At 69.4% G+C, this 18,852-nt stretch carries 15 protein-coding genes, 2 pseudogenes and 2 riboswitches; of the genes and pseudogenes, 7 read left to right on the top strand and 10 right to left on the bottom strand.

The genetic code is table 11. The features are described 5' to 3' along the window. Positions 1 to 2 precede the first annotated feature (2 nt). From WS95_RS24745 to cobW, 7 genes are all read right to left on the bottom strand, one after another. Complete coding sequence (locus WS95_RS24745; RefSeq protein WP_034207305.1) at positions 3 to 329, bottom strand: low molecular weight protein tyrosine phosphatase family protein; 327 nt, start codon at positions 327 to 329, stop codon at positions 3 to 5. A 29-nt stretch (positions 330 to 358) separates the two neighbouring features. After that, entirely contained in the window at positions 359 to 931 is a 573-nt protein-coding gene (locus tag WS95_RS24740) for a DUF1993 domain-containing protein (protein WP_059826650.1), read from the bottom strand. Between the two features lie 84 nt (positions 932 to 1,015). Continuing rightward, a complete protein-coding gene (locus WS95_RS24735) occupies positions 1,016 to 1,468 on the bottom strand; it encodes a YaiI/YqxD family protein (protein WP_059826649.1) in 453 nt (150 codons plus the stop codon). Positions 1,469 to 1,505: 37 nt separating this feature from the next. Beyond that, a complete protein-coding gene (locus WS95_RS24730; protein ID WP_059826648.1) occupies positions 1,506 to 2,138 on the bottom strand; it encodes a vWA domain-containing protein in 633 nt (210 codons plus the stop codon). A 68-nt stretch (positions 2,139 to 2,206) separates the two neighbouring features. Next, a complete protein-coding gene (locus WS95_RS24725; RefSeq protein ID WP_059826645.1) occupies positions 2,207 to 3,304 on the bottom strand; it encodes an ATP-binding protein in 1,098 nt (365 codons plus the stop codon). Next, positions 3,301 to 7,113 (bottom strand): cobaltochelatase subunit CobN, encoded by a 3,813-nt coding sequence (cobN, locus tag WS95_RS24720; RefSeq protein WP_059826643.1) that lies wholly within the window; start codon positions 7,111 to 7,113, stop codon positions 3,301 to 3,303. The genes WS95_RS24725 and cobN overlap by 4 nt, the downstream gene beginning before the upstream one ends. Positions 7,114 to 7,119: 6 nt before the next feature. Next, positions 7,120 to 8,199, bottom strand: a complete 1,080-nt coding sequence (cobW, locus tag WS95_RS24715) for a cobalamin biosynthesis protein CobW (RefSeq protein ID WP_059826641.1) — start codon at positions 8,197 to 8,199, stop codon at positions 7,120 to 7,122. 329 nt (positions 8,200 to 8,528) lie between these two features. Then, positions 8,529 to 8,793: riboswitch (cobalamin riboswitch) on the bottom strand. Between the two features lie 152 nt (positions 8,794 to 8,945). On the opposite strand from cobW, the pseudogene WS95_RS24710 reads away from it, so the two are divergent. The 5 genes and pseudogenes from WS95_RS24710 (at position 8,946) to WS95_RS24690 (ending at position 14,629) form a co-directional block, all read left to right on the top strand. Beyond that, positions 8,946 to 11,084: pseudogene (locus WS95_RS24710) on the top strand (TonB-dependent receptor). Between the two features lie 68 nt (positions 11,085 to 11,152). Continuing rightward, positions 11,153 to 11,391, top strand: a riboswitch (cobalamin riboswitch). Between the two features lie 110 nt (positions 11,392 to 11,501). Beyond that, positions 11,502 to 12,311, top strand: coding sequence for a uroporphyrinogen-III C-methyltransferase (cobA, locus tag WS95_RS24705; RefSeq protein ID WP_257139940.1), 810 nt, complete (start codon positions 11,502 to 11,504; stop codon positions 12,309 to 12,311). Continuing rightward, positions 12,308 to 12,685 (top strand): cobalamin biosynthesis protein, encoded by a 378-nt coding sequence (locus WS95_RS24700; protein WP_034207297.1) that lies wholly within the window; start codon positions 12,308 to 12,310, stop codon positions 12,683 to 12,685. The genes cobA and WS95_RS24700 overlap by 4 nt, the downstream gene beginning before the upstream one ends. Positions 12,686 to 12,719: 34 nt before the next feature. Then, positions 12,720 to 13,322, top strand: a complete 603-nt coding sequence (gene cobO / locus WS95_RS24695) for a cob(I)yrinic acid a,c-diamide adenosyltransferase (protein WP_034207296.1) — start codon at positions 12,720 to 12,722, stop codon at positions 13,320 to 13,322. Between the two features lie 2 nt (positions 13,323 to 13,324). Further along, on the top strand, positions 13,325 to 14,629 hold the full coding sequence (locus tag WS95_RS24690) for a cobyrinate a,c-diamide synthase (protein WP_059826639.1): 1,305 nt from the start codon (positions 13,325 to 13,327) through the stop codon (positions 14,627 to 14,629). A 92-nt stretch (positions 14,630 to 14,721) separates the two neighbouring features. On the opposite strand, the gene WS95_RS24685 is transcribed toward WS95_RS24690, so the two are convergent. The 3 genes and pseudogenes from WS95_RS24685 to WS95_RS24680 form a co-directional block, all read right to left on the bottom strand. After that, positions 14,722 to 15,021, bottom strand: a complete 300-nt coding sequence (locus WS95_RS24685) for a type II toxin-antitoxin system RelE/ParE family toxin (RefSeq protein ID WP_059826637.1) — start codon at positions 15,019 to 15,021, stop codon at positions 14,722 to 14,724. After that, positions 15,011 to 15,256, bottom strand: a pseudogene (locus WS95_RS34090) (type II toxin-antitoxin system ParD family antitoxin). The gene WS95_RS24685 and the pseudogene WS95_RS34090 overlap by 11 nt, the downstream one beginning before the upstream one ends. A gap of 113 nt (positions 15,257 to 15,369) precedes the next feature. Further along, positions 15,370 to 16,533: a M20 aminoacylase family protein gene (locus tag WS95_RS24680; protein ID WP_034207294.1), complete on the bottom strand. Its 1,164-nt coding sequence runs from the start codon at positions 16,531 to 16,533 to the stop codon at positions 15,370 to 15,372. A gap of 340 nt (positions 16,534 to 16,873) precedes the next feature. Between WS95_RS24680 and WS95_RS24675 the strand changes: the two genes are divergently transcribed. After that, positions 16,874 to 17,947: a type IV toxin-antitoxin system AbiEi family antitoxin gene (locus WS95_RS24675; protein ID WP_059826635.1), complete on the top strand. Its 1,074-nt coding sequence runs from the start codon at positions 16,874 to 16,876 to the stop codon at positions 17,945 to 17,947. Further along, positions 17,916 to 18,821: a nucleotidyl transferase AbiEii/AbiGii toxin family protein gene (locus tag WS95_RS24670; protein WP_059785708.1), complete on the top strand. Its 906-nt coding sequence runs from the start codon at positions 17,916 to 17,918 to the stop codon at positions 18,819 to 18,821. The genes WS95_RS24675 and WS95_RS24670 overlap by 32 nt, the downstream gene beginning before the upstream one ends. Positions 18,822 to 18,852: the final 31 nt, after the last annotated feature.

The raw sequence follows: 18,852 nt of genomic DNA, 5'->3' as shown, positions 1-18,852 counted from the left end.
GATTACGCGCGCAGGAACGGGCCGGCCTTGCGTTCGAGCAGTGCGACGAGTTCGGGCTGCATGAACGCGTAGCGGTCGGGGATGTCGAGGCAGACGATCTTCCGGTGCTTCAGATGCGCACCGAATTGCGCCGACAGTCGCGCCTTGTGCGCGCGCTCCATCACGAACACGATGTCCGCCCAGTCGAGTTGCTCGGCGGACAGCCGTACGTCCGCGTCGGGCGCGAGGCCCGCGGAGTCGGTTTCGATGCCGGGCCACGCGGCGAACACCGCTTCGGCCGTCGGGCTGCGTAGCCGGTTGCGGCTGCAGATGAACAGTGCCCGTGTCATGTCGCTTCACGGCCGCCCGAGCGGCCGGCTCAGCCTTGCGGAATCGTGCCCGGCCGGACGTACGCGAGCATGTGCGGCACGTAATCGGCCTTGCCGAACTCGACGCCGTGATGGCGCAGGATCGCGTACGCAGCGATCGCGTGGAAGTAGAACTGCGGCAGCGCCCAGTCGCGCACGTACTGTTCGCCCGTCATGTCGAACGCGATCCCGTTCGGTAGCTCGAGCGTGATCGGCAGCGCTGCGCCGCCATCGAGCGCATCCGGCGCGAGTTCGCCGAGAAAGGCGAGCGTGCCGGCGATGATCGCCTGCGCATCGGCCGGCGAACCGGGTTGCGCATCGGCGTTCCAGCCCGCCTCGCGCAACGCGAGCAATGCCGCTGGCAGCGGTTCGCCGCGCAGCCGATGGACCGGCTCCATCGCCTGGAAACACGAAAAGCGCACCTGGGCGGCGAGCGGATACATGTCGGGCGCCAGCCTCAGCGTCATCGCCGCGTCGGGTCCGTCGCCGGCGGACTGCCGGTGCGCGACGGCCTTGTCGAGCCACGCGGACTGCGCCCGCAGCATCTGGGTGTAGGTCGGAACGAGAAGTTGGGTCGGTGACACGCGCGCGCTCCTGTACTGGGGTTCGCGTCACACGATAGCAGCGTCGGCGCAAGCCTGCATCCCGGCCGGGCGCGCCGTGTGCCGTCACGGCTTGCCGTGCCGCGCCAGGAACCGGTCGAGCTGCGACGCAAACGCCTTGCCGTCGCGCGCGCCGAACGGCGCCGGCCCGCCCGTGTCGATGCCCGCGCTGCGCAACTGGTCCATCATCGCGCGCGTCGACAGGCGTTCCTCGATGTTCTCGCGGCTGAACCAGTTGCCGCGCGGGTCGAGCGCGTGCGCGCCCTTGTCGAGCACGGCGGCGGCCAGCGGGATGTCGGCCGTGATCACGAGGTCGCCGGGTTCGGTCAGCTCGACGATGCGCGCATCGGCCACGTCGAAGCCGGCCGGTACCTGCACGGCCTTGATGAACGGCGACGGCGGCGTGCGCAGAAACTGGTTCGCGACCAGCGTCACGCAGATCTCGGCGCGACGCGCGGCGCGAAACAGCATGTCCTTGATGACGGCGGGACACGCGTCGGCATCGACCAGTACTTGCATGGCGGAGGTTTCCGGTGGGCAGAAGCAGAAGCGGCGATCATAGCGCACCGCCGGCCGGCCATCGGCCGGCGAGATCGGTGCGAAGCGCGTCGGCCGTCACCCACTGCGCGCCCCAGGCCGCGGCGAGCCGCGCACCCTGCCCGATCCGCACGGCCGCATCGTCGAAGTCGACGAACACGACGTGATCGGCCGCCGCGGGTCTGGCCGGCGTGTCGCGCGTGCGCCCGTCGGACAGCACCCACAGCCAGCGCGCTTTGCCCGGCGCGCGCCGCGCCGCGCGGGCGAGCAACTGCGCGGCGGCCGCGATGCCGTCCGCGAGCGGCGTGCCGCCGCCGCCGTCGACCGGCTCGAGCCAGCGCGCATTCCACCAGCGCGGCACGGCCGGGCCGAAGCGCCGCGCGGCGCCGTTGCCGCCGAAGCAGACCAGCGCGGTTTCGACACGTGCGCGCGCGGCCTGATCGAAATACGCGACGATCAGTCCCTTCGCGAGCGCGAGCCGTTCGTGCGACAGCATCGACGCCGAACAATCGAGCACGAAGCAATGCAACGCGTGCGGCGTGCCCGCGCGTTTCCCGTAGCGCAGATGATCGCGATGCAGCGGACCGCCGCGTTTCGCGGCAAGCGTCGCCGGCCAGGCGACGGCCGTGCCGGCGCGCACCGTGCCCGGCACGCGCGCGGCGGCGCCCGACTGCCATCGAGGACCGCGAATCGCGTTCGCGGCGGCGCCGGCTCGATGGCTCAGCGCTTTTTTAGCGGCAGCGGCACCACGCTTTTCACGTCGCGCAGCCCGGCCGGTTCGGGCGGCAGGTAGCCCCAGTCGCCCTGCGATGCCGACGCGCCGGCCTCCGTGTCGCCCATTTCGCGCGGTCGGTCGTCGGGCCGCCGGCGCGGGTCCGGCGGCGCACGACCGTCGCGTTCGCCATCGTGCTGCGACGACGGGTGCGACGACTGCTGCGATGGCGGCGGCCCCGCATGTCGCCGGTGCCGCAGCACGGCCTCGGCCACGCGCTCCACGTGCGACACCGCCACCGCTGCGGCCCGTTCCAGCGCGGCCAGCGCACGCGCGGCGCGCAGCATCACGAGATCGGCACGCAACCCGTCGACGGCCGCGTCGATGCACAGCGCGCTGACGCGCGCATGGACCGCATCGTCGAAATCCAGCGCCGGCAGCCGGGCGCGCGCCGCGCGAATCCGGTCCGCGAGTTCCCGCTGAGCGGATGCGTGACGTGCGCGAAACGCGTCCGGATCGAGATCGAACGCGAGTCGCGCCTTCACGATCCGCTCACGCTGGGCGGCGTCGAAACAGTTCTCCAGTTCGACCATCAGCCCGAAGCGGTCGAGCAACTGCGGGCGCAGCTCGCCCTCCTCGGGATTCATCGTGCCGACCAGCACGAAACGCGCGTCGTGCGCGTGCGACACGCCATCGCGCTCGACGATGTTCACGCCGCTCGCGGCGACGTCGAGCAGCGTATCGACGAGCCCGTCGGCGAGCAGGTTCACTTCGTCGACATACAGCACGCCGAGATGCGCGCGAGCCAGCAGGCCCGGCCGGAAGCGCACGCCGTTTTCGGCCAGCGCATGCGCGAGATCGAGCGTGCCCGTCACCTGCTCGTCGCTCGCCGACAACGGCAGCGTGACGAACTGCCCTTCCGGCAACAGCTCCGCGAGGCCGCGCGCGGCCGTCGATTTCGCGGTGCCGCGCGGCCCGCTCACGAGCACGCCGCCGAGCGACGGGTCGATCGCGGCAAGCAGCAGTGCCTGCTGCAACGCGTCCTGCGCGACGAGCGCCGCAAACGGAAAAACCGCGCGGGCGCGGTGCGTCGTCGGATCGGTCATCGCCGCCCCCCTTCCTGAAGTTGTTCGCTCGCGAGCCAGACCGCTTCGATCCGCTCGCGATAGTCGCCCGGCTGCTGCCACAGGCCGCGCTGCATCGCCTCGACGAAGCGTTCGCAGATCCCGTGCAGCGCCTTCGGGTTGTGCCGTTCGAGGAACGCGCGGGTGGCGTCGTCGAACAGGTACGCGTCGGCGACGAACGCGTACTGGTGATCCGACAGCACGCGTGCGGTCGCGTCATAGCCGTACAGATAGTCGACGGTCGCGGCCAGCTCGGCCGCGCCCTTGTAGCCGTGACGCTTCACGCCGTCGAGCCATTTCGGGTTGACGACGCGCGAGCGGATCACGCGCGCGATTTCCTCGCGCAGCGTGCGCATCTTCGGCGCGACCGGGTTCGCATGGTCACCGTGGTAGATGCTCGGCTGCTGTCCGGACAGGTGCCGCACCGCCGCCGTCATCCCGCCCTGGAACTGGTAGTAGTCGTTCGAATCGAGGATGTCGTGCTCGCGACTGTCCTGGTTCTGCACGACGACGTCGATCGTCGCGAGCCGTTCTCCGAACACGTCGGCCGCCGCGTCGCCCGCGCTGTTCTGCGCGTACGCGTGGCCGCCCCATCGGCGATAGGCGTCCGCGAGATCGGCGTCGGTCTGCCAGCGGCGCTGGTCGATCAGGTCCTGCAGGCCCGCGCCGTAGCTGCCCGGCCGCGCGCCGAACACGCGCCAGCCGGCGCGGCGCCGCGCTTCGTCGGGCGCCACGCCCTGCGCGATCCATGCCGCGCGTTCGCGCTCGATGCGCGCGCGGATCGGGTTCAGCGCCTCGGGCTCGTCGAGCGCGGCGACGGCCTGCACGGCCGCGTCGAACAGGTGCATCAGGTTCGGGAACGCGTCGCGGAAGAAACCCGACACGCGCAGTGTCACGTCGATGCGCGGCCGGTCGAAGATCTCGATCGGCAGGATCTCGAAGTCGGTCACGCGGTGGCTGCCGTGCGCCCATTTCGGCCGCACGCCGATCAGCGCGAATGCCTGCGCGATGTCGTCGCCGCCGGTGCGCATCGTCGCCGTCCCCCACACCGACAGCCCGATCGCGCGCGGATAGTCGCCGTGATCCTGCAGATGGCGCTCGATCAATTGCTGCGCGGATTTCAGGCCGAGCGACCACGCGGCCTGCGTCGGCACCGCGCGCGTATCGACCGAATAGAAGTTGCGGCCCGTGGGCAGCACGTCGGGACGGCCGCGCGACGGCGAACCGCTCGGCCCCGGCGGCACGAAACGGCCGTCGAGCCCGCGCAGCAGCTGACGCATTTCCTCGCCGCCGCAGGCGTCGAGCGCGGGCAACAGCATCGTGCGCACGCGTTCGATCACCGCGAGCGTATGCGGCCATGCGCTGGGCGGCGGAATCGCGATGCCGGGATCCTCGAAAGATTCGGTTCTGCACACGGCGTCGAGCCAATGCTGCGCAAGCCGTTCGAGCCGCTCGCGCGTATCGCCCGCATGACGCCACGGCGACGCGTCGAGCGCCTGCAGGACGGTCGGCCGCGGCCCCGTCCACGGCGCGGCCCAGTCGGCCGCGAGCGGATCGAAAGCGTCGCCGAGTGCGAGATCGCGCGCGAGCGCGCCGATCAGCCCGGCCCGTTCGCCCTTGCCGTCGCCGACCGGAAAGCGCGCGAGCGCGAGCAGCGTGTCGCGCCGCTGGCGCTCGAGCGGCGACGCGCCGAACACGTGCAGCCCGTCGCGAATCTGCGCTTCCTTCAACTCGCACAGCCATGCGTCGACCCGCGTGAGCAGTGCATCCTCGTCACCCGCGTCGCGCGGCGGCGACACGCTCAGTTCGTCGTGCAGCCGATGCTCGGCGATCGTCGCGAGAATCGTCTTGCGCAACAGCTTCGCGCGCCGCGCGTCGACCATCAACGCTTCGTAGTACTCGTCGACCTGCCGTTCGAGATCCTGCAGCGGGCCGTAGTTTTCCGCGCGCGTGAGCGGCGGCATCAGGTGATCGACGATCACCGCCTGGGCGCGGCGCTTCGCCTGGCTGCCCTCGCCCGGATCGTTGACGATGAACGGATACAGGTGCGGCAGCGGCCCGAGCGTCAGGTCGGGCCAGCACGCGTCGGACAGCGCGACGCTCTTGCCCGGCAGCCATTCGAGATTGCCGTGCTTGCCGAGATGGATGACCGCGTCGACGCGATACGCATCGCGCAGCCAGAAATAGAACGCGAGATACGCATGCGGCGGCACGAGCTCCGCATCGTGATAGCTCGCGTAGTCGTTCTCGTCGCGCGAGCGTGACGGCTGGATGCCGACGAACACGTTGCCCGCGCGCCAGCCGGCGATCGTGAAACGCCCTTGCCGCAGCGTCGGGTCGGCTTCAGGCGGCCCCCAGCGCGCGTTCAGCGCGTCGCGCACGGCCGCCGGCAGCCGCGCGAAATGCGCGACGTAGTCGGCCAGCGGGAAGCTCTGGAACGCCGGTCGCAGCGCGTGCACGGCCGCGTCGTTGGTCACGCCTTCGGTGAGCCGCGCGATCAGCGCGTCGCCGTCGGCCGGCAGGTCGGCCACCGTATAGCCCGCGTCGCGCAACGCCGCGAGCACGCGCAGCGCGGAGGCCGGTGTGTCGAGCCCGACGCCGTTGCCGATGCGCCCTTCGCTTTGCGGATAGTTCGCGAGAATCAGCGCGATGCGCTTGTCGCCATTGTCCAGCGTGCGCAGCCGGCACCAGCCGCGTGCGAGCGCCGCGACGAACGCGATCCGCTCGGCATCCGGCTGGTAGCGCACGACGTCGACCTCGGTATGCGGGCAGCGATACGCGAGCCCCTTGAAGCTCACCGCGCGCGTGACGATGCGCCCGTCGACTTCGGGCAGCGCGATGTGCATCGCGATGTCGCGCGCGTGCAGGCCCTGGTTGTCGGCCACCCACGCATCGCGATTGCCGCCGGACAGGATCACCTGCAGCACCGGCGCGTCGCCGGCGAGCACGTCGTGCCCGGGGCTGTCGATCGCGCCGGCCGCGAACGCGGTGGTATTCAGCACGAGCGCGACGTCGTGCGTGTCGCAGAGTTGCGTGATGACCTCGCGGCTCACCGCGTCCTTCAGCGACGTCACCGCGATCGGCAGCGGATTCAGCCCTTGGTCGATCAGTGCGTCGGCCAGCGCGTCGAACACCGCCGTGTTCGCGGCCTGCCAGTGCGCGCGATAGAACAGGATCGCGACGACCGGCGCGCCGGGCGTCCAGCGCGGCCGCCAGTCGTCGACGCTCGCGCGGTCGCGCGCCGGGTGATACAGCGCGGCGGCGGGCAGCGGCCGCGGCGGTTCGGGTTCGTCGCCGAAGCCGAACGTGTGAAACGCGATGCTGCGCAGCAGCGCGTCGGCGTTGTGCACGCCGCCTTCGCGCAGGTAGCGCCACCACAGCCGGCATAGCTCGGCCTCGACCGTGCTCTTCGCGACGAGGTTCGGGTCCTCCTGCAGGTCGCCCGAGAACATCGCGAGCCGTTGCCCGCGCTTCGATGCGAGCGACACGGCCTGCTCGATCCCGTACGGCCAGTACGCTTCGCCGCCGAGATGATCGATCACGACCGTCTTCGCGTGACGCAGCACGTCGTCGACGTAGAAATCGACCGACGCCGGCTGGCGCAGGAACGTGACGTTCGCGAGCCGCACGCTCGGGAACCCGGCCGGCAAGTGCGGCACGACGCTCGCGAGCAACGACAGCGTCGTGTCGGCCGAACTCAGGATGACGATGTCGGCCGGCTGCTGGTCGATCCGGACGACGCCCTGCGTATCGTCGACGAAGCCGCCCGGCGTGGTGCGCAGCAGATGCATCGTGCGTTACGCCTGTTGCGGCTCGGCCGCGCACGCGGCGTCGAACGCGCGTTGCAGCGCGGCTGCGTCGAGATCCTCGCCGATCAGCACGAAGCGGCTCGCGCGCGTTTCGCCGTCCTGCCAGCGGCGGTCGAAATAGCTGTCGAAGCGGCGGCCGACGCCCTGGATCACGAGCCGCATCGGCGCGCCGGGCAGCGCGGCGAAGCCTTTCGCGCGATAGATCGTGTGCGCTTCGACCACGCGCTGCAGCGCGGCGATCGTCGCTTCGCGCGTGCCGGCGTCGCCCGACACCACCACCGAATCGAAATCGTCGTGATGGTGATCGTGATCGCCGTCGTCGGCCGCACCGTGATGGTCGTGACGCAGGTGGATCGTGTCCTCCGATGCCGACTCCAGCCCGAGCAGCATCGCGAGGTCGAGCTCGCCGCGCGTCGCGCGCACGATCTTCACCTGCGGCGGGATCTCGTCGCGGATCGCGGTTTCGATCCGCGCGAACTCGGCGTCGCCGACCAGGTCGGCCTTGTTCACGATCACGAGATCGGCGGACGACAGCTGATCGGCGAACAGTTCGTGCAGCGGCGATTCGTGGTCGAGATTCGGATCGGCGCGGCGCTGCGCGTCGACGGCCTGCGGGTTTTCCGCGAACTGGCCGCTCGCGGCGGCCGGCCCGTCGACGACGGTCACGACCGCGTCGACCGTGAAGCTGTTGCGGATCGTCGGCCAGTTGAACGCCTGCACGAGCGGCTTCGGCAGCGCGAGGCCCGACGTCTCGATCAGCACGTGGTCGATGTCCGCGCGGCGCTCGACGAGCGCTTCCATCACCGGATAGAACTCTTCCTGCACGGTGCAGCACAGGCAGCCGTTCGCGAGTTCGTACAACTGGCCCGATGCCTCGCCCCGTGCATCGTCGCAGCCGATGCCGCAGCCCTTGAGGATTTCGCCGTCGATGCCGAGCTCGCCGAATTCGTTGACGATCACCGCGATGCGGCGGCCTTCGGCGTGCTGCAGGATATGGCGCATCAGCGTCGTCTTGCCGCTGCCGAGAAAGCCCGTGACGATCGTGACGGGAAGCTTGCGTAGGGTCATGGTAGGTCCTGTGACGGGAATGGAATCAGGCCGGGGGCGTCGCGTCGGTGGCGGCGCGGCCATTCACGGGACGGGACGCGGGAAGATCGCCGCGCGGTCCGGCCGGACAGCCGCAGGACGGGCGGAACAACGAATCGGGCATGGTGCTTCCTTGCGAACGGTCGACATCGTGAATGCCAACACGGCTGCCGCCGGCCCCGCCCCGCGCCGCCTGCCGTTCGCCGCGGCGGCCGCTCGCGTGCGCGCGGCGGCAGATGGACGAAGGAAGCGTCGAACACCGGGCGTCGGGCCTGCTGCGGCCGTGGACGATGCGCCGCCTCCCCGCGGCGCTGAACCCCAACGTTTAGGCCGGTATCCGGGCTGACGAACACGCCGCTTCGCCTTCCCGGATACGCGCGGCATCCAGTGGCGGTCGTCCGCATGCGCGGGGCATGCGGCGAAGCGGCGCTGCATCGCGCTGCGCGCGACACGTTCGCTTACCGTTGCGGGGGCAGCACAGGTTGGCTCGACTGCGGCGCAGGCAGGCTCCCTGTTTCCCGTTTAACTGCGTGCGCCGGAGCGGCGCGCGCGAGCACCAAAACGCGTGCGAGTGTAGGCGGCGGTGCGGGGAGCGTCAAGGCGAGCGGTCGGCGGCAAACACGAATGATTGTCGTTTTCAACTTCGTAAGATAAACTTCGCCCGATAACGAAGCCAACCATCACGCAACGGCCATGTGAGGCAATCACTCAGTCATCCTTGAATTTCCATGTCGAAACGACAGATATCCGGGCGGCGGTTTCCTGTGCTGGCCCTGTCGCTGTGCTCGATCGCCTGCGTTGCTCCCTGCCCTGCCCCGGCGGCCGAGTTCGACGACGAGCTGCCCGCGCTCGAGGTGCGCAGCCGACGCCATCCAAACGATCCGCGCGCCGAAAGCGTGAGCACGGCGACCCGCACCGCGAGCGATCCGCGCGACGTACCGCAAACCATCGACAGCGTCCCGGTCGAGGAAACGCTGTCCTATGGCGGCCGCACGCTTGCCGACGCGCTGGCCGGCGTGCCGGGTGTTTCCAATACGTCGGATACGCGCTTCGATGCGTTCCGCATCCGCGGCTTTTCCGCCGCGGGCGACCTGCTGCTCGACGGCATGCGAGACGACGCGCAATACGTGCGCAGTCTCGGCAATATCGAACGCGTCGAAGTGCTGAAGGGACCGGCCGCGGCGCTGTACGGGCGCGGCAGCGGCGGCGGCGTCATCAACCGGATCACCAAGCAGCCGTTGCCGGAAAACTTCGGACATGTCTCGGCGGCGACCGGAAGTTACGGACGGCTCGGCGCATCGGTCGATCTCAACCGGATGCTGTCGAGCGCATGGAGCATGCGGCTCAATGCGGGCCGCGAACACGCAGGCAGCTTCCGCGACCACGTCGACGGCACGCGCCAGTACGTCGCGCCGTCGATCAAATGACAGGACGCACGGCGAAGCTGGCTGCTGCAGTTCGAATACGACACGTACCAACGCGTGCCCGATCGCGGCATGCCGGCGTCGGTCGCCGCGATCGACGCGGCCGCCAGGCCGATCGCGTTCTCGCTGCCGTCCGCGCCGCGCGCGACCTTCTTCGGCGCGGCGGACCGCGACACCGTCCGCGACAAGAACATGAACGGGCGCTCGGTCGTCACGTACGTGCTCGACGGCGACTGGACACTGCGCCATACACTGGGCGTGCTGGATTTGCACAGCACCTTCGACAATACCTACGTCACGCAAAGCTACGTCACGAAGCCGCGCGACTACCGGCGCGTGCAACGTGCGCGCTATCTGCAGGACATGACGCATCTCAACGTGCAGACCGGCGTCGAACTGAGCGGCAAAGTCGCGACCGGCCCCGGCTTGCATCACCTGCTGTTCGGCATCGAATACGGCTGGCAGAAACGCAGCCCGACGCTCTGGCAGGCCGATGCGGCGCCGGTCCCGATCACCGGACCGGATCGTCTCGCGCCGGCCGGTGGGGTGCCACGCCCGTATGCAATGAACCGCCATCGCGTCAACGACTACGCGATCTTCGCGCAGGATCGCATCGACCTCGGGCGAGCGTGGAAACTGCTCGGCGGCCTGCGCGCGGAACGCTTCGACGTCGATTCGACCAACGCGCTGAACGGGCTGCATGCGCGGCGCACGACGACGGCATGGAGCCCGCGGCTCGGCGTCGTGTGGTCGCCGGTTGGCGCGCACAGCGTGTATGCGTCGTACAGCAAGAGCTTCGCGCCGGTCGGCGGCGACCTGATCGGCATCACGCCGGACGCGCGCGGCAACGCCAACGATCTCGGCCCGCAATACAACCGCCAGTACGAGATCGGCGTGAAAAGCGACTGGCGCGATGGCGCACTGAGCACGACGCTCGCCCTGTTTCAGCTCGATCTGTACAACCGCCGCGTCGCCGATCCGGTTCGGCCCGGGTTCTTCGACCTCAACGGCCTCGAGCGCAATCGCGGCCTGGAACTGGGCGTCGCCGGCCGGCTCGCGGGCGACTGGTTCGTTCGCGGCGGCATCGGCTGGCAACACGCACGGGTGGTCGACGCCGAGCCGAAGTACGCGGGCAAGCGGTCGGCGGGTGTGTCCGGGTCGAACGGCAGCCTGTTCGTCGGCCATGCGCCGCTGCGCGGATTTTTCGCCGAACTCGGGCTGGTGTACGAAGGGGCGCGTTACGCCGATCGCGACAACCTGCTCGAACTGCCCGCATACGTCCGCTGGGACGGCAAGGCCGGATATCGCACGCGCGACCTCGAGGTGACGCTGGCGGCCGTCAACCTGACCGATCGCGACTATTACGCGAATGCGACGGGCCTCGCGCAGATCATGCCCGGTTCGCCACGCACGTTCACGCTGACGGCGGCGTACAAGTTCTGACCTCGCGGGCCGCGCCGACGCCTCGCGCGACCGGTCCGCCGGGCGGCTCGCGCTTGGCACGCCTGTGCTATCGTATGCGCCGCGTTCGGTGCTCGCATGCGCATTCCGCGCATGCAGTTAAACGGGAAACAGGAGGCGGATGTCCGCCCGGCCTGTGCTGTCCCCGCAACGGTACGCCGCCCGCGCAACGCGCTTTTTTCGCACGTGCGCCCAGGCCGCCCGCGATGCCACTGCCCTTCGACCGGGCGGGAAGGCTGCGGTCTGGCAAGCGGCCAGCCCGGATACCGGCCGACGCAAGGGGCGAGCGCGATGCTCGCCGAACGCCCGGTCCGCGGGGGACGGATGGGGTGCGCATTCCACCCGCGTTCGCGCGGGTTTCGCCCGATCCGTCATGCACTGCCTGCTCGCCGGCCGCCGATGCGCCGCCCGCCTTCCCTGTTCCACTGTGTCGACACGGTGCGCGCCGTGCCGCGCGCGATGAGCCGCGCATGGCTCGTCGGCGCGGGCCCCGGCGACGCCGATCTGCTGACGCTCCGAGCCGTGCGCGCGATCGGCGCGGCCGACGTGCTGCTCGTCGACGATCTCGTGAACCCCGACGTGCTGCGCCATGCGCGCGCCGACGCGCTGATCGAGCACGTCGGCAAGCGTGGCGGCCATGCGTCGACGCCGCAGGCGGCGATCGTCGCCGCGCTGCTCGCGCACCTGCGCGCGGGCCGCAGCGTCGCGCGGCTCAAGGGCGGCGATCCGTTCGTGTTCGGCCGCGGCGGCGAGGAGCTGATCGCGCTCGGCGCGGCGGGCTTTCCGGTGGAAGTCGTCAACGGCGTCACAGCGGGTATCGCCGCGCCGGCCGCGCTCGGCATCCCGGTCACGCACCGTGGCGACGCGCAGGGCGTGATCTTCGTCACCGGCCACGGCGCGGGAGCCGACGAGCCCGACTGGCGCGCGCTCGCGGCCACGCGCATGACGATCGTGATCTACATGGGCATCCGTCGCCTCGACGCAATTGCCACGGCGCTGCGCGACGGCGGCCTGTCCGGCGATACGCCGTGCGCGGCGATCGAGAACGCCACGCGCCCCGAACAACGCCACCTGCTCGCGACGCTCGACACGCTCGTCGAGCGTGTCGGTGCGGCCGGTATCGGTTCGCCGGCGATCGTCGTGATCGGCCGCGTCGCGGCGCTCGCCGACGATCCGGCGGTGCGTGCGGCGCTAGGCGGTTGCGCATGATGCGCGTCGCGCTCGGCATCGGCTTTCGTGCGGGCGTCACGGCCGCGCAACTCGATGCCGCGATCCGCGCCGCACTCGCGCGCTACCCGGCCGCCGAACCGGCGCTCGTCGCGACACTCGCCGACAAGGCACGCGCCCGGGCGCTGCGCACGCTGTGCGCACGCCGTGGCTGGCCGCTCGTCGCATTCGATGCGGCGCAACTCGCGAGCCGTCCGGAACTGGCCGCGAGCGGCCCGTCCGGCGCCGCGCTGGCGCGCTTCGGCATCGCGGGCGTGGCCGAGCCGTGCGCGCAGCTCGCCGCGCCGCACGGCCGGCTGCTCGGCCCCAAATCCATCCGGGACGGCGTGACGGTCGCGCTCGCCGGCCCGCTCTGAACCCGTTGTTTCGCTTTCGACAGGACGATTCCCGATGAAGACCGATTCCGAATCCCATCAGCGGATGGCCGAACGCCGCCGCGCCGGCCACGAGAAGAAGCAGGCCGCCGCCACGCAGGAAAAGGGCCTGCTGATCGTTCACACCGGCAACGGCAAGGGCAAGAGCACGGCCGCGTTCGGGATGGCCGTGCGCGTGCTCGGCCACGGCATGCGGCTCGGCGTCGTGCAGTTCATCAAGGGGGCGCTGCACACGTCCGAGCGCGACTTCCTCGGCGCGGTCGCGCAATGCGATTTCGTGACGATGGGCGACGGCTATACGTGGAACACGCAGAACCGCGACGCCGATATCGCGACCGCGCGCAAGGGCTGGGACGAGGCGCGCCGGATGATCGACAGCGGCGACTACCGGATGGTGATCCTCGACGAGCTGAACACCGTGCTGAAGTACGAATACCTGCCGCTCGACGAAGTGCTCGCGACGCTCGTCGCGCGTCCGGCGTCGGTGCACGTCGTCGTCACCGGGCGGCACGCGCCCGATGCGCTGATCGATGCGGCCGATCTCGTCACCGAAATGCGGCTCGTCAAGCATCCGTACAAGGAGCAAGGCGTGAAGGCGCAGCGCGGCGTGGAGTTCTGAGCATGCCGGCCTGCCCCGCGCTGTTCGTCAGCGCACCCGCGTCGGGCCAGGGCAAGACGTCGGTGACGGCCGGCCTCGCGCGGCTGCACCGCCGGCTCGGCCGCCGCGTGCGCGTGTTCAAGACCGGCCCCGATTTTCTCGATCCGATGCTGCTCGAACGCGCGAGCGGCGCGAGCGTGCATGCGCTCGACCTCGGAATGGTCGGCGAGGCCGGCTGCCGCGCCCTGCTCGCCGAAGCCGCGCGCGACGCGGACCTGATCCTGATCGAAGGCGTGATGGGGCTGTTCGACGGCACGCCGAGCAGTGCCGATCTCGCGGCCGCGTTCGGCGTGCCGGTCGTCGCGGTGATTTCGGCGAAGGCGATGGCGCAGACGTTCGCGGCGATCGCCTTCGGGCTCGCGCGGTTCCGGCCGGGATTGCCGTTTCACGGCGTGCTGGCCAATCGCGTCGGCTCGGCCCGGCACGCGCAATTGCTGCAACAGGCGTTGCCCGACGAGTTGCGCTGGCTCGGACACGTGCCGGCCGATGCGGGCATCGCGCTGCCGGAGCGACATCTCGGCCTGCATCGGCCGGCCGATATCGACGATCTCGACGCGCGGCTCGATCGCGCGGCCGACGTGCTCGCGCAGACGGCGCTGGCCGACTTGCCGCCGGCCGTCGCGTTCGCGGAACCGGACGCGGCCGCGCCGCTGCCGCGTGCGCTGGCCGGCAAGCGGATCGCGGTGGCGCGCGATGCGGCGTTCTCGTTCATCTATCCGGCCAATCTCGCGCTGCTGGATGCGCTCGGTGCGACGCTGCGATTCTTCTCGCCGCTCGCCGACGAACCCGTGCCCGACGATTGCGATGCGCTGTTTTTGCCGGGCGGCTATCCGGAACTGCATGCGGCGACGCTTGCCGGGAATGCCGCGACCGCGCGGACGATTCGCGCGCATGCGGGAGCCGGCCGGCCGATCGTCGCGGAATGCGGGGGAATGGTTTACCTGTGCGAATCGCTGACCGATGCGGATGGCTCGACGACGCCGATGCTCGGCCTGCTGCCGGGGCATGCGACGATGCAGCGCCGGTTCGCGGCGCTCGGCATGCAGCAGCTCGATACGCGCACGGGGCCGATGCGCGGTCATACGTTCCACTATTCGCGGCTCGCGACGCCGCTGGAACCGGTCGCGCGCGCCGCGCGCCCCGACGGCGCGCAGGGCAGCGGCGAAGCCGTCTACCGGAGCGGCGCGATCGTCGCGACGTACATGCACATGTACTGGCCGTCGAATCCGGATGCAGTCGTGGCGTTGTTCAGCGGGGGCACGTTCTAGATGGTGGGATGCGGCGCTCGGATCGAGGCCGCACAGGTCATATCGGGATGGTGGGGCCGCTTTGCGACGATCGCACCGCTCGAAGTGTGCGGCTACAGATGTCGTTCGATATCCATCCGCTGATACAGGACCCGAATCACGTCTATCGTGTCATTCGTTTCACGATAGAACACGACGTGAGCGCCAACGGCATACCGGAAATACCCATCCCGAACAAGGCAGGTCCGACCTGCCTTTTTGCCGCGCGCCAGCGCTTCCATGGTGCCAATCAGATCGCGACAGTCATGCTCCGCCTGCTGAGGAGACCGATGCTCGGCGGTATAGCGCCAAATGTCTTCAAGATCGAGTTCAGCCAACGGGGCCAGCCGAAGTTGTCTGCCTTTAACCGCCATGCGTGGCTCGCATGCGGGCCAGGAAGGTCTCGCTGTCGAAAGGCTTGGGCGTCCCGGACGCTTCACCAGCCTTCAATGCTTCCTGCAACGCACGCATTTGCGTTTCGTGTGATTCGAGGAGCCGTAACCCGGCTCGCACGACGTCACTTGCGGAACCATATCGCCCCGATCACACCTGCGCATCGACAAATTCGGCAAAGTGATCGCCAAGGGAAACGGATGTGTTTCGCGACATGAGTCATCTCCTTGGGATGCGGCCATCATGTACCAATTTTGGATACATTTCGCGTTCGCCGCGCCGAAGCGGGGCCGATGGCCGGGTCGGTGCCGCGTGCCCCGCCTCCTCCGTCACACCAGAAACGCCTCGGTCAGCTTGACCCAGTACGACGCACCGGTCGGCAGCGCCGCGTCGTTGAAGTCGTAGCCGGGGTTGTGCACCATGCAGCCGCCCTCCCCGTCGCCGTTGCCGATGATCAGATAGCAGCCCGGCCGTTTCTCGAGCAGAAACGCGAAATCCTCGCTGCCGGTGAGCGGCACCATCCCGTCGATCAAGTTGGCTTCGCCGACCCATTCGCGAGCGACGCCGCGCGCGAACGCCGTCATCTGCGCATCGTTCACGAGCACCGGGTAGCGGCGCTGGTAGTCGATCGTCGCGGTCGCGCCGAACACGGCCGCCTGCGCATGCACGACCTCGTTGATGCGCGTTTCGAGCAGGTCGCGCACCTCGGGCTTCAGCGCCCGCACCGACAGGCGCATCTGCGCGCGATCGGGAATCACGTTCGGCGCCTCGCCCGCATGGATCGCGCCGACCGTGACGATCGCCATGTCGAGCGGCGACACGTTGCGCGACACGATCGTCTGCAGCGCCAGCACGATCTGCGCGCATACGACGACCGGATCGATCGCCCGGTGCGGCACTGCGCCGTGACCGCCGCGACCCTGCACGTCAATGACGACGGTATCCGACGACGCCATGAACGCCCCCGGCAGGAAACCGAATTTGCCGGTCGGGAAGCCCGGCATGTTGTGCATCGCGAAGATCGCGTCACAGGGGAATTGCTCGAACAGCCCTTCGTCGAGCATCTTCTTCGCGCCGCCGAGCCCTTCCTCGGCCGGCTGAAAAATCAGGTTCAGCGTGCCCGAGAAGCGGCGTTCGCGCGCGAGGTGCTTCGCGGCCGCCAGCAGCATCGCCGTGTGGCCGTCGTGGCCGCATGCGTGCATCTTGCCCGCGATCGTGCTCTGGTACGGCAGGCCCGTCGCTTCGTGGATCGGCAGCGCGTCCATGTCGGCGCGCAGGCCGAGGCGTTGCTTGCCGTTGCCCACTTTCAACTGGGCGACGACGCCGGTGCCGCCGAGCCCGCGATGCACGGTGTAGCCCCACGACTGCAATTGCTCGGCGACGAGATCGCTCGTCGCGAATTCCTCGAAACCCAGTTCGGGATGGGCGTGGATGCGGTGCCGAATTTCGATCATTTCGTCGGCGAGGCCGGCGGGGATCACGCTGTGCGTCACGGTGTCGTCTCCTGATGGGCGATGGGGAACATGCAGGCAACGATAGTCGATTCGACAGCAACCGGGCAGACGGAAAGTCGTCGCGGTAGCAACTGATGGTTGCTATATGATACGGCTCACGACGCACGGTGACCGGCCATCCGGACGACTGCCGCGGCCGATCCGATCGTGCGACACTGCGCGCCCTGTCGCGAATTCTCGTGCAAGAGGGGTGGTCGTGGTCATTTATGCACCTGAAATACTCCCTTTATCTCAAAGGCTTACGAGATTATGTTCACTCTTTGACGCTTGTACATTTTTTGTGTACGCTGATAAAAAAGTGAACAAGCGATCCTCGTTGATGCCCAAGAACGCCACTCTCCCGATGTCGGAACAGCAGGTGCTCGACGAAGCGTGCGCCGCGTTCGGCCGCGTCACCCCGCGCTTCAACGCGCGGCCCGTGCGCGTGCCGGCGGCATACCGCGCGCGCGCCGACGCGATGATTCGCTTCGACGTGGCCGGACAGGTCGTGGAGATGCCGGTCGCCGTGAGCCTTCGTGTCGAATCGCTGGCGGGCGCGCTCGCGGAATTGCGTCGCCGCGGTGGGGCCGCACACGTGTCCGGCGAGCGGCCGCTGATGCTGGTCGCGCCCCACCTTTCCGGCGAACTGGCCGGGGGCCTGATCGACCAGGGCATCCCGTTTCTCGACACCGCCGGCAACGTATGCCTGATCCAGCCGGAAGCGACCGTCATGATCGCGGGCCGGCCCAAACCTGCGCGCACGCCGCGCCGGCAGGCGTCACGCGCGACGACGCCGAAGGGGCTGGCCGTGATGTTCGCGCTTGCGACGCAGCCGGGCCTGGTCGCGCAGCCGTATCGGGGGATCGCCGCCGCGTCGGGCGTCGCGCTCGGCACGGTCAATCTCGCGATGGACGATCTGATCGCGCGCGGCCTCGTCGGGCACCGCCGCAACGGCGAGCGTCTGATTCCCGACTGGCCGCGCTTCGTACAGGAATGGGTCGCACTGTACCCGAGCCGCTTGCGTGCGAAGCTGCCGAGCCGCCGGTTTGCCGGCCTCGCGCCCGACTGGTGGCGCGGCTTCGATTTCGCGGCCTTCGATGCACAACTCGGCGGCGAGCCGGCGGCCGATCTGCTCACGCACGATCTGAAGCCGGCCGCGATCACCGTCTATACGCACGGCGCCGTGCCGAACGGCCTGCTGCTGCAGGGCCGCCTGCGTCCGGACGCGCACGGCGACGTCGAAATCCTCGAAGCGTTCTGGCCGCGCTCGCCGGCACTCGACTGGCGCGAGCAAGAGGTGCCGCTCGTGCCGCCGCTTCTGATCTATGCGGATCTCGTCTCGTCCGGAGACAGCCGCAATCTTGCCGCAGCCGAACACATCCATGACCGATACCTCGCCCACCCGCCCGCTTGAAGTCGATGCGAGCCGCCCGCTCGAGCCGGCAGCGGTGGCGCTGCTGCAGTCGGTTGGCGCGGCCTGCGCGCAGCTCGACGCGGCATTCGTCGTGGCCGGCGCGACCGCACGCGACATCCTGATGTGGCATGTCCACGGCATCCGGCCGGTGCGCGCGACGCGGGACGTCGACGTCGCGGTGTGCGCGGTCAGTTGGCCGTTTCATGCACGGCTCGTCGATACGCTCGTCGCGACCGGACAATTCGCCCGCGCGCCGAAGCATCAGCAAAAACTGCTGTTCGACAGCGGGATGCAGGGTTTTCGCACGGAACTCGACCTGGTGCCGTTCGGGCCGCTCGAAGCGCCGCCCGGCGAAATCGCATGGCCGCCCGGCGGCGACTTCGTGCTGAACGTGCTGGGTTTTCAGGAGGCGGTCGATACCGCGCTGACCGTGTCGATCGGCGCCGGCATCACGGTGCCGGTGGCGAGCCTGCCGGCGCTCGCGCTGCTGAAGCTGCTGGCGTGGAAGGACCGGCGCGCGCGCCAGAACAGCGACGCGTACGACCTGCTGTTCCTGCTCACGCATTTTCACGATGCGGGCAATCGCGAGCGCATCTGGGACGTCGCGCCCGACCTGCTCGAACGACATGGCTTTCAGCCGGAGCTGGCGGCAGCGGCGCTGCTCGCGCGTGACGCGAAACGGGCTGCGTCGCCGCACACGTACGACGCGATCCGCGCGCTGTTGTCCGACGACGCGACTTACGCGACGCTCGCGCAGGATCTGCAGGCCCGCGCGTTCGCGCTGTTGCCGGGTGAATTCAATGACGACGCCGACCGGTATCTCGATGCGTTCCGCGGTGGCTTCCTCGCGGATCCGCCCGTTCGTCGGGCATGACGGGCTGCCGCGCGACCGCAATCCCATCGTG

The organism is Burkholderia sp. MSMB1826 (genome assembly GCF_001526325.1).
In the GTDB taxonomy this organism is placed as follows: Bacteria; Pseudomonadota; Gammaproteobacteria; order Burkholderiales; family Burkholderiaceae; genus Burkholderia.
This window is presented reverse-complemented; position numbering and strand designations above follow the sequence as displayed.

Coding starts and splice junctions, on each gene's coding strand:
- WS95_RS24745 (WP_034207305.1), bottom strand. CDS start 329: ATGACACGGGCACTGTTCATCTGCAGCCGCAACCGGCTACGCAGCCCG.
- WS95_RS24735 (WP_059826649.1), bottom strand. CDS start 1,468: ATGCAAGTACTGGTCGATGCCGACGCGTGTCCCGCCGTCATCAAGGAC.
- WS95_RS24725 (WP_059826645.1), bottom strand. CDS start 3,304: ATGACCGATCCGACGACGCACCGCGCCCGCGCGGTTTTTCCGTTTGCG.
- cobN (WP_059826643.1), bottom strand. CDS start 7,113: ATGCATCTGCTGCGCACCACGCCGGGCGGCTTCGTCGACGATACGCAG.
- cobW (WP_059826641.1), bottom strand. CDS start 8,199: ATGACCCTACGCAAGCTTCCCGTCACGATCGTCACGGGCTTTCTCGGC.
- cobA (WP_257139940.1), top strand. CDS start 11,502: ATGCGCCGCCCGCCTTCCCTGTTCCACTGTGTCGACACGGTGCGCGCC.
- WS95_RS24700 (WP_034207297.1), top strand. CDS start 12,308: ATGATGCGCGTCGCGCTCGGCATCGGCTTTCGTGCGGGCGTCACGGCC.
- cobO (WP_034207296.1), top strand. CDS start 12,720: ATGAAGACCGATTCCGAATCCCATCAGCGGATGGCCGAACGCCGCCGC.
- WS95_RS24690 (WP_059826639.1), top strand. CDS start 13,325: ATGCCGGCCTGCCCCGCGCTGTTCGTCAGCGCACCCGCGTCGGGCCAG.
- WS95_RS24685 (WP_059826637.1), bottom strand. CDS start 15,021: ATGGCGGTTAAAGGCAGACAACTTCGGCTGGCCCCGTTGGCTGAACTC.
- WS95_RS24675 (WP_059826635.1), top strand. CDS start 16,874: ATGCCCAAGAACGCCACTCTCCCGATGTCGGAACAGCAGGTGCTCGAC.
- WS95_RS24670 (WP_059785708.1), top strand. CDS start 17,916: ATGACCGATACCTCGCCCACCCGCCCGCTTGAAGTCGATGCGAGCCGC.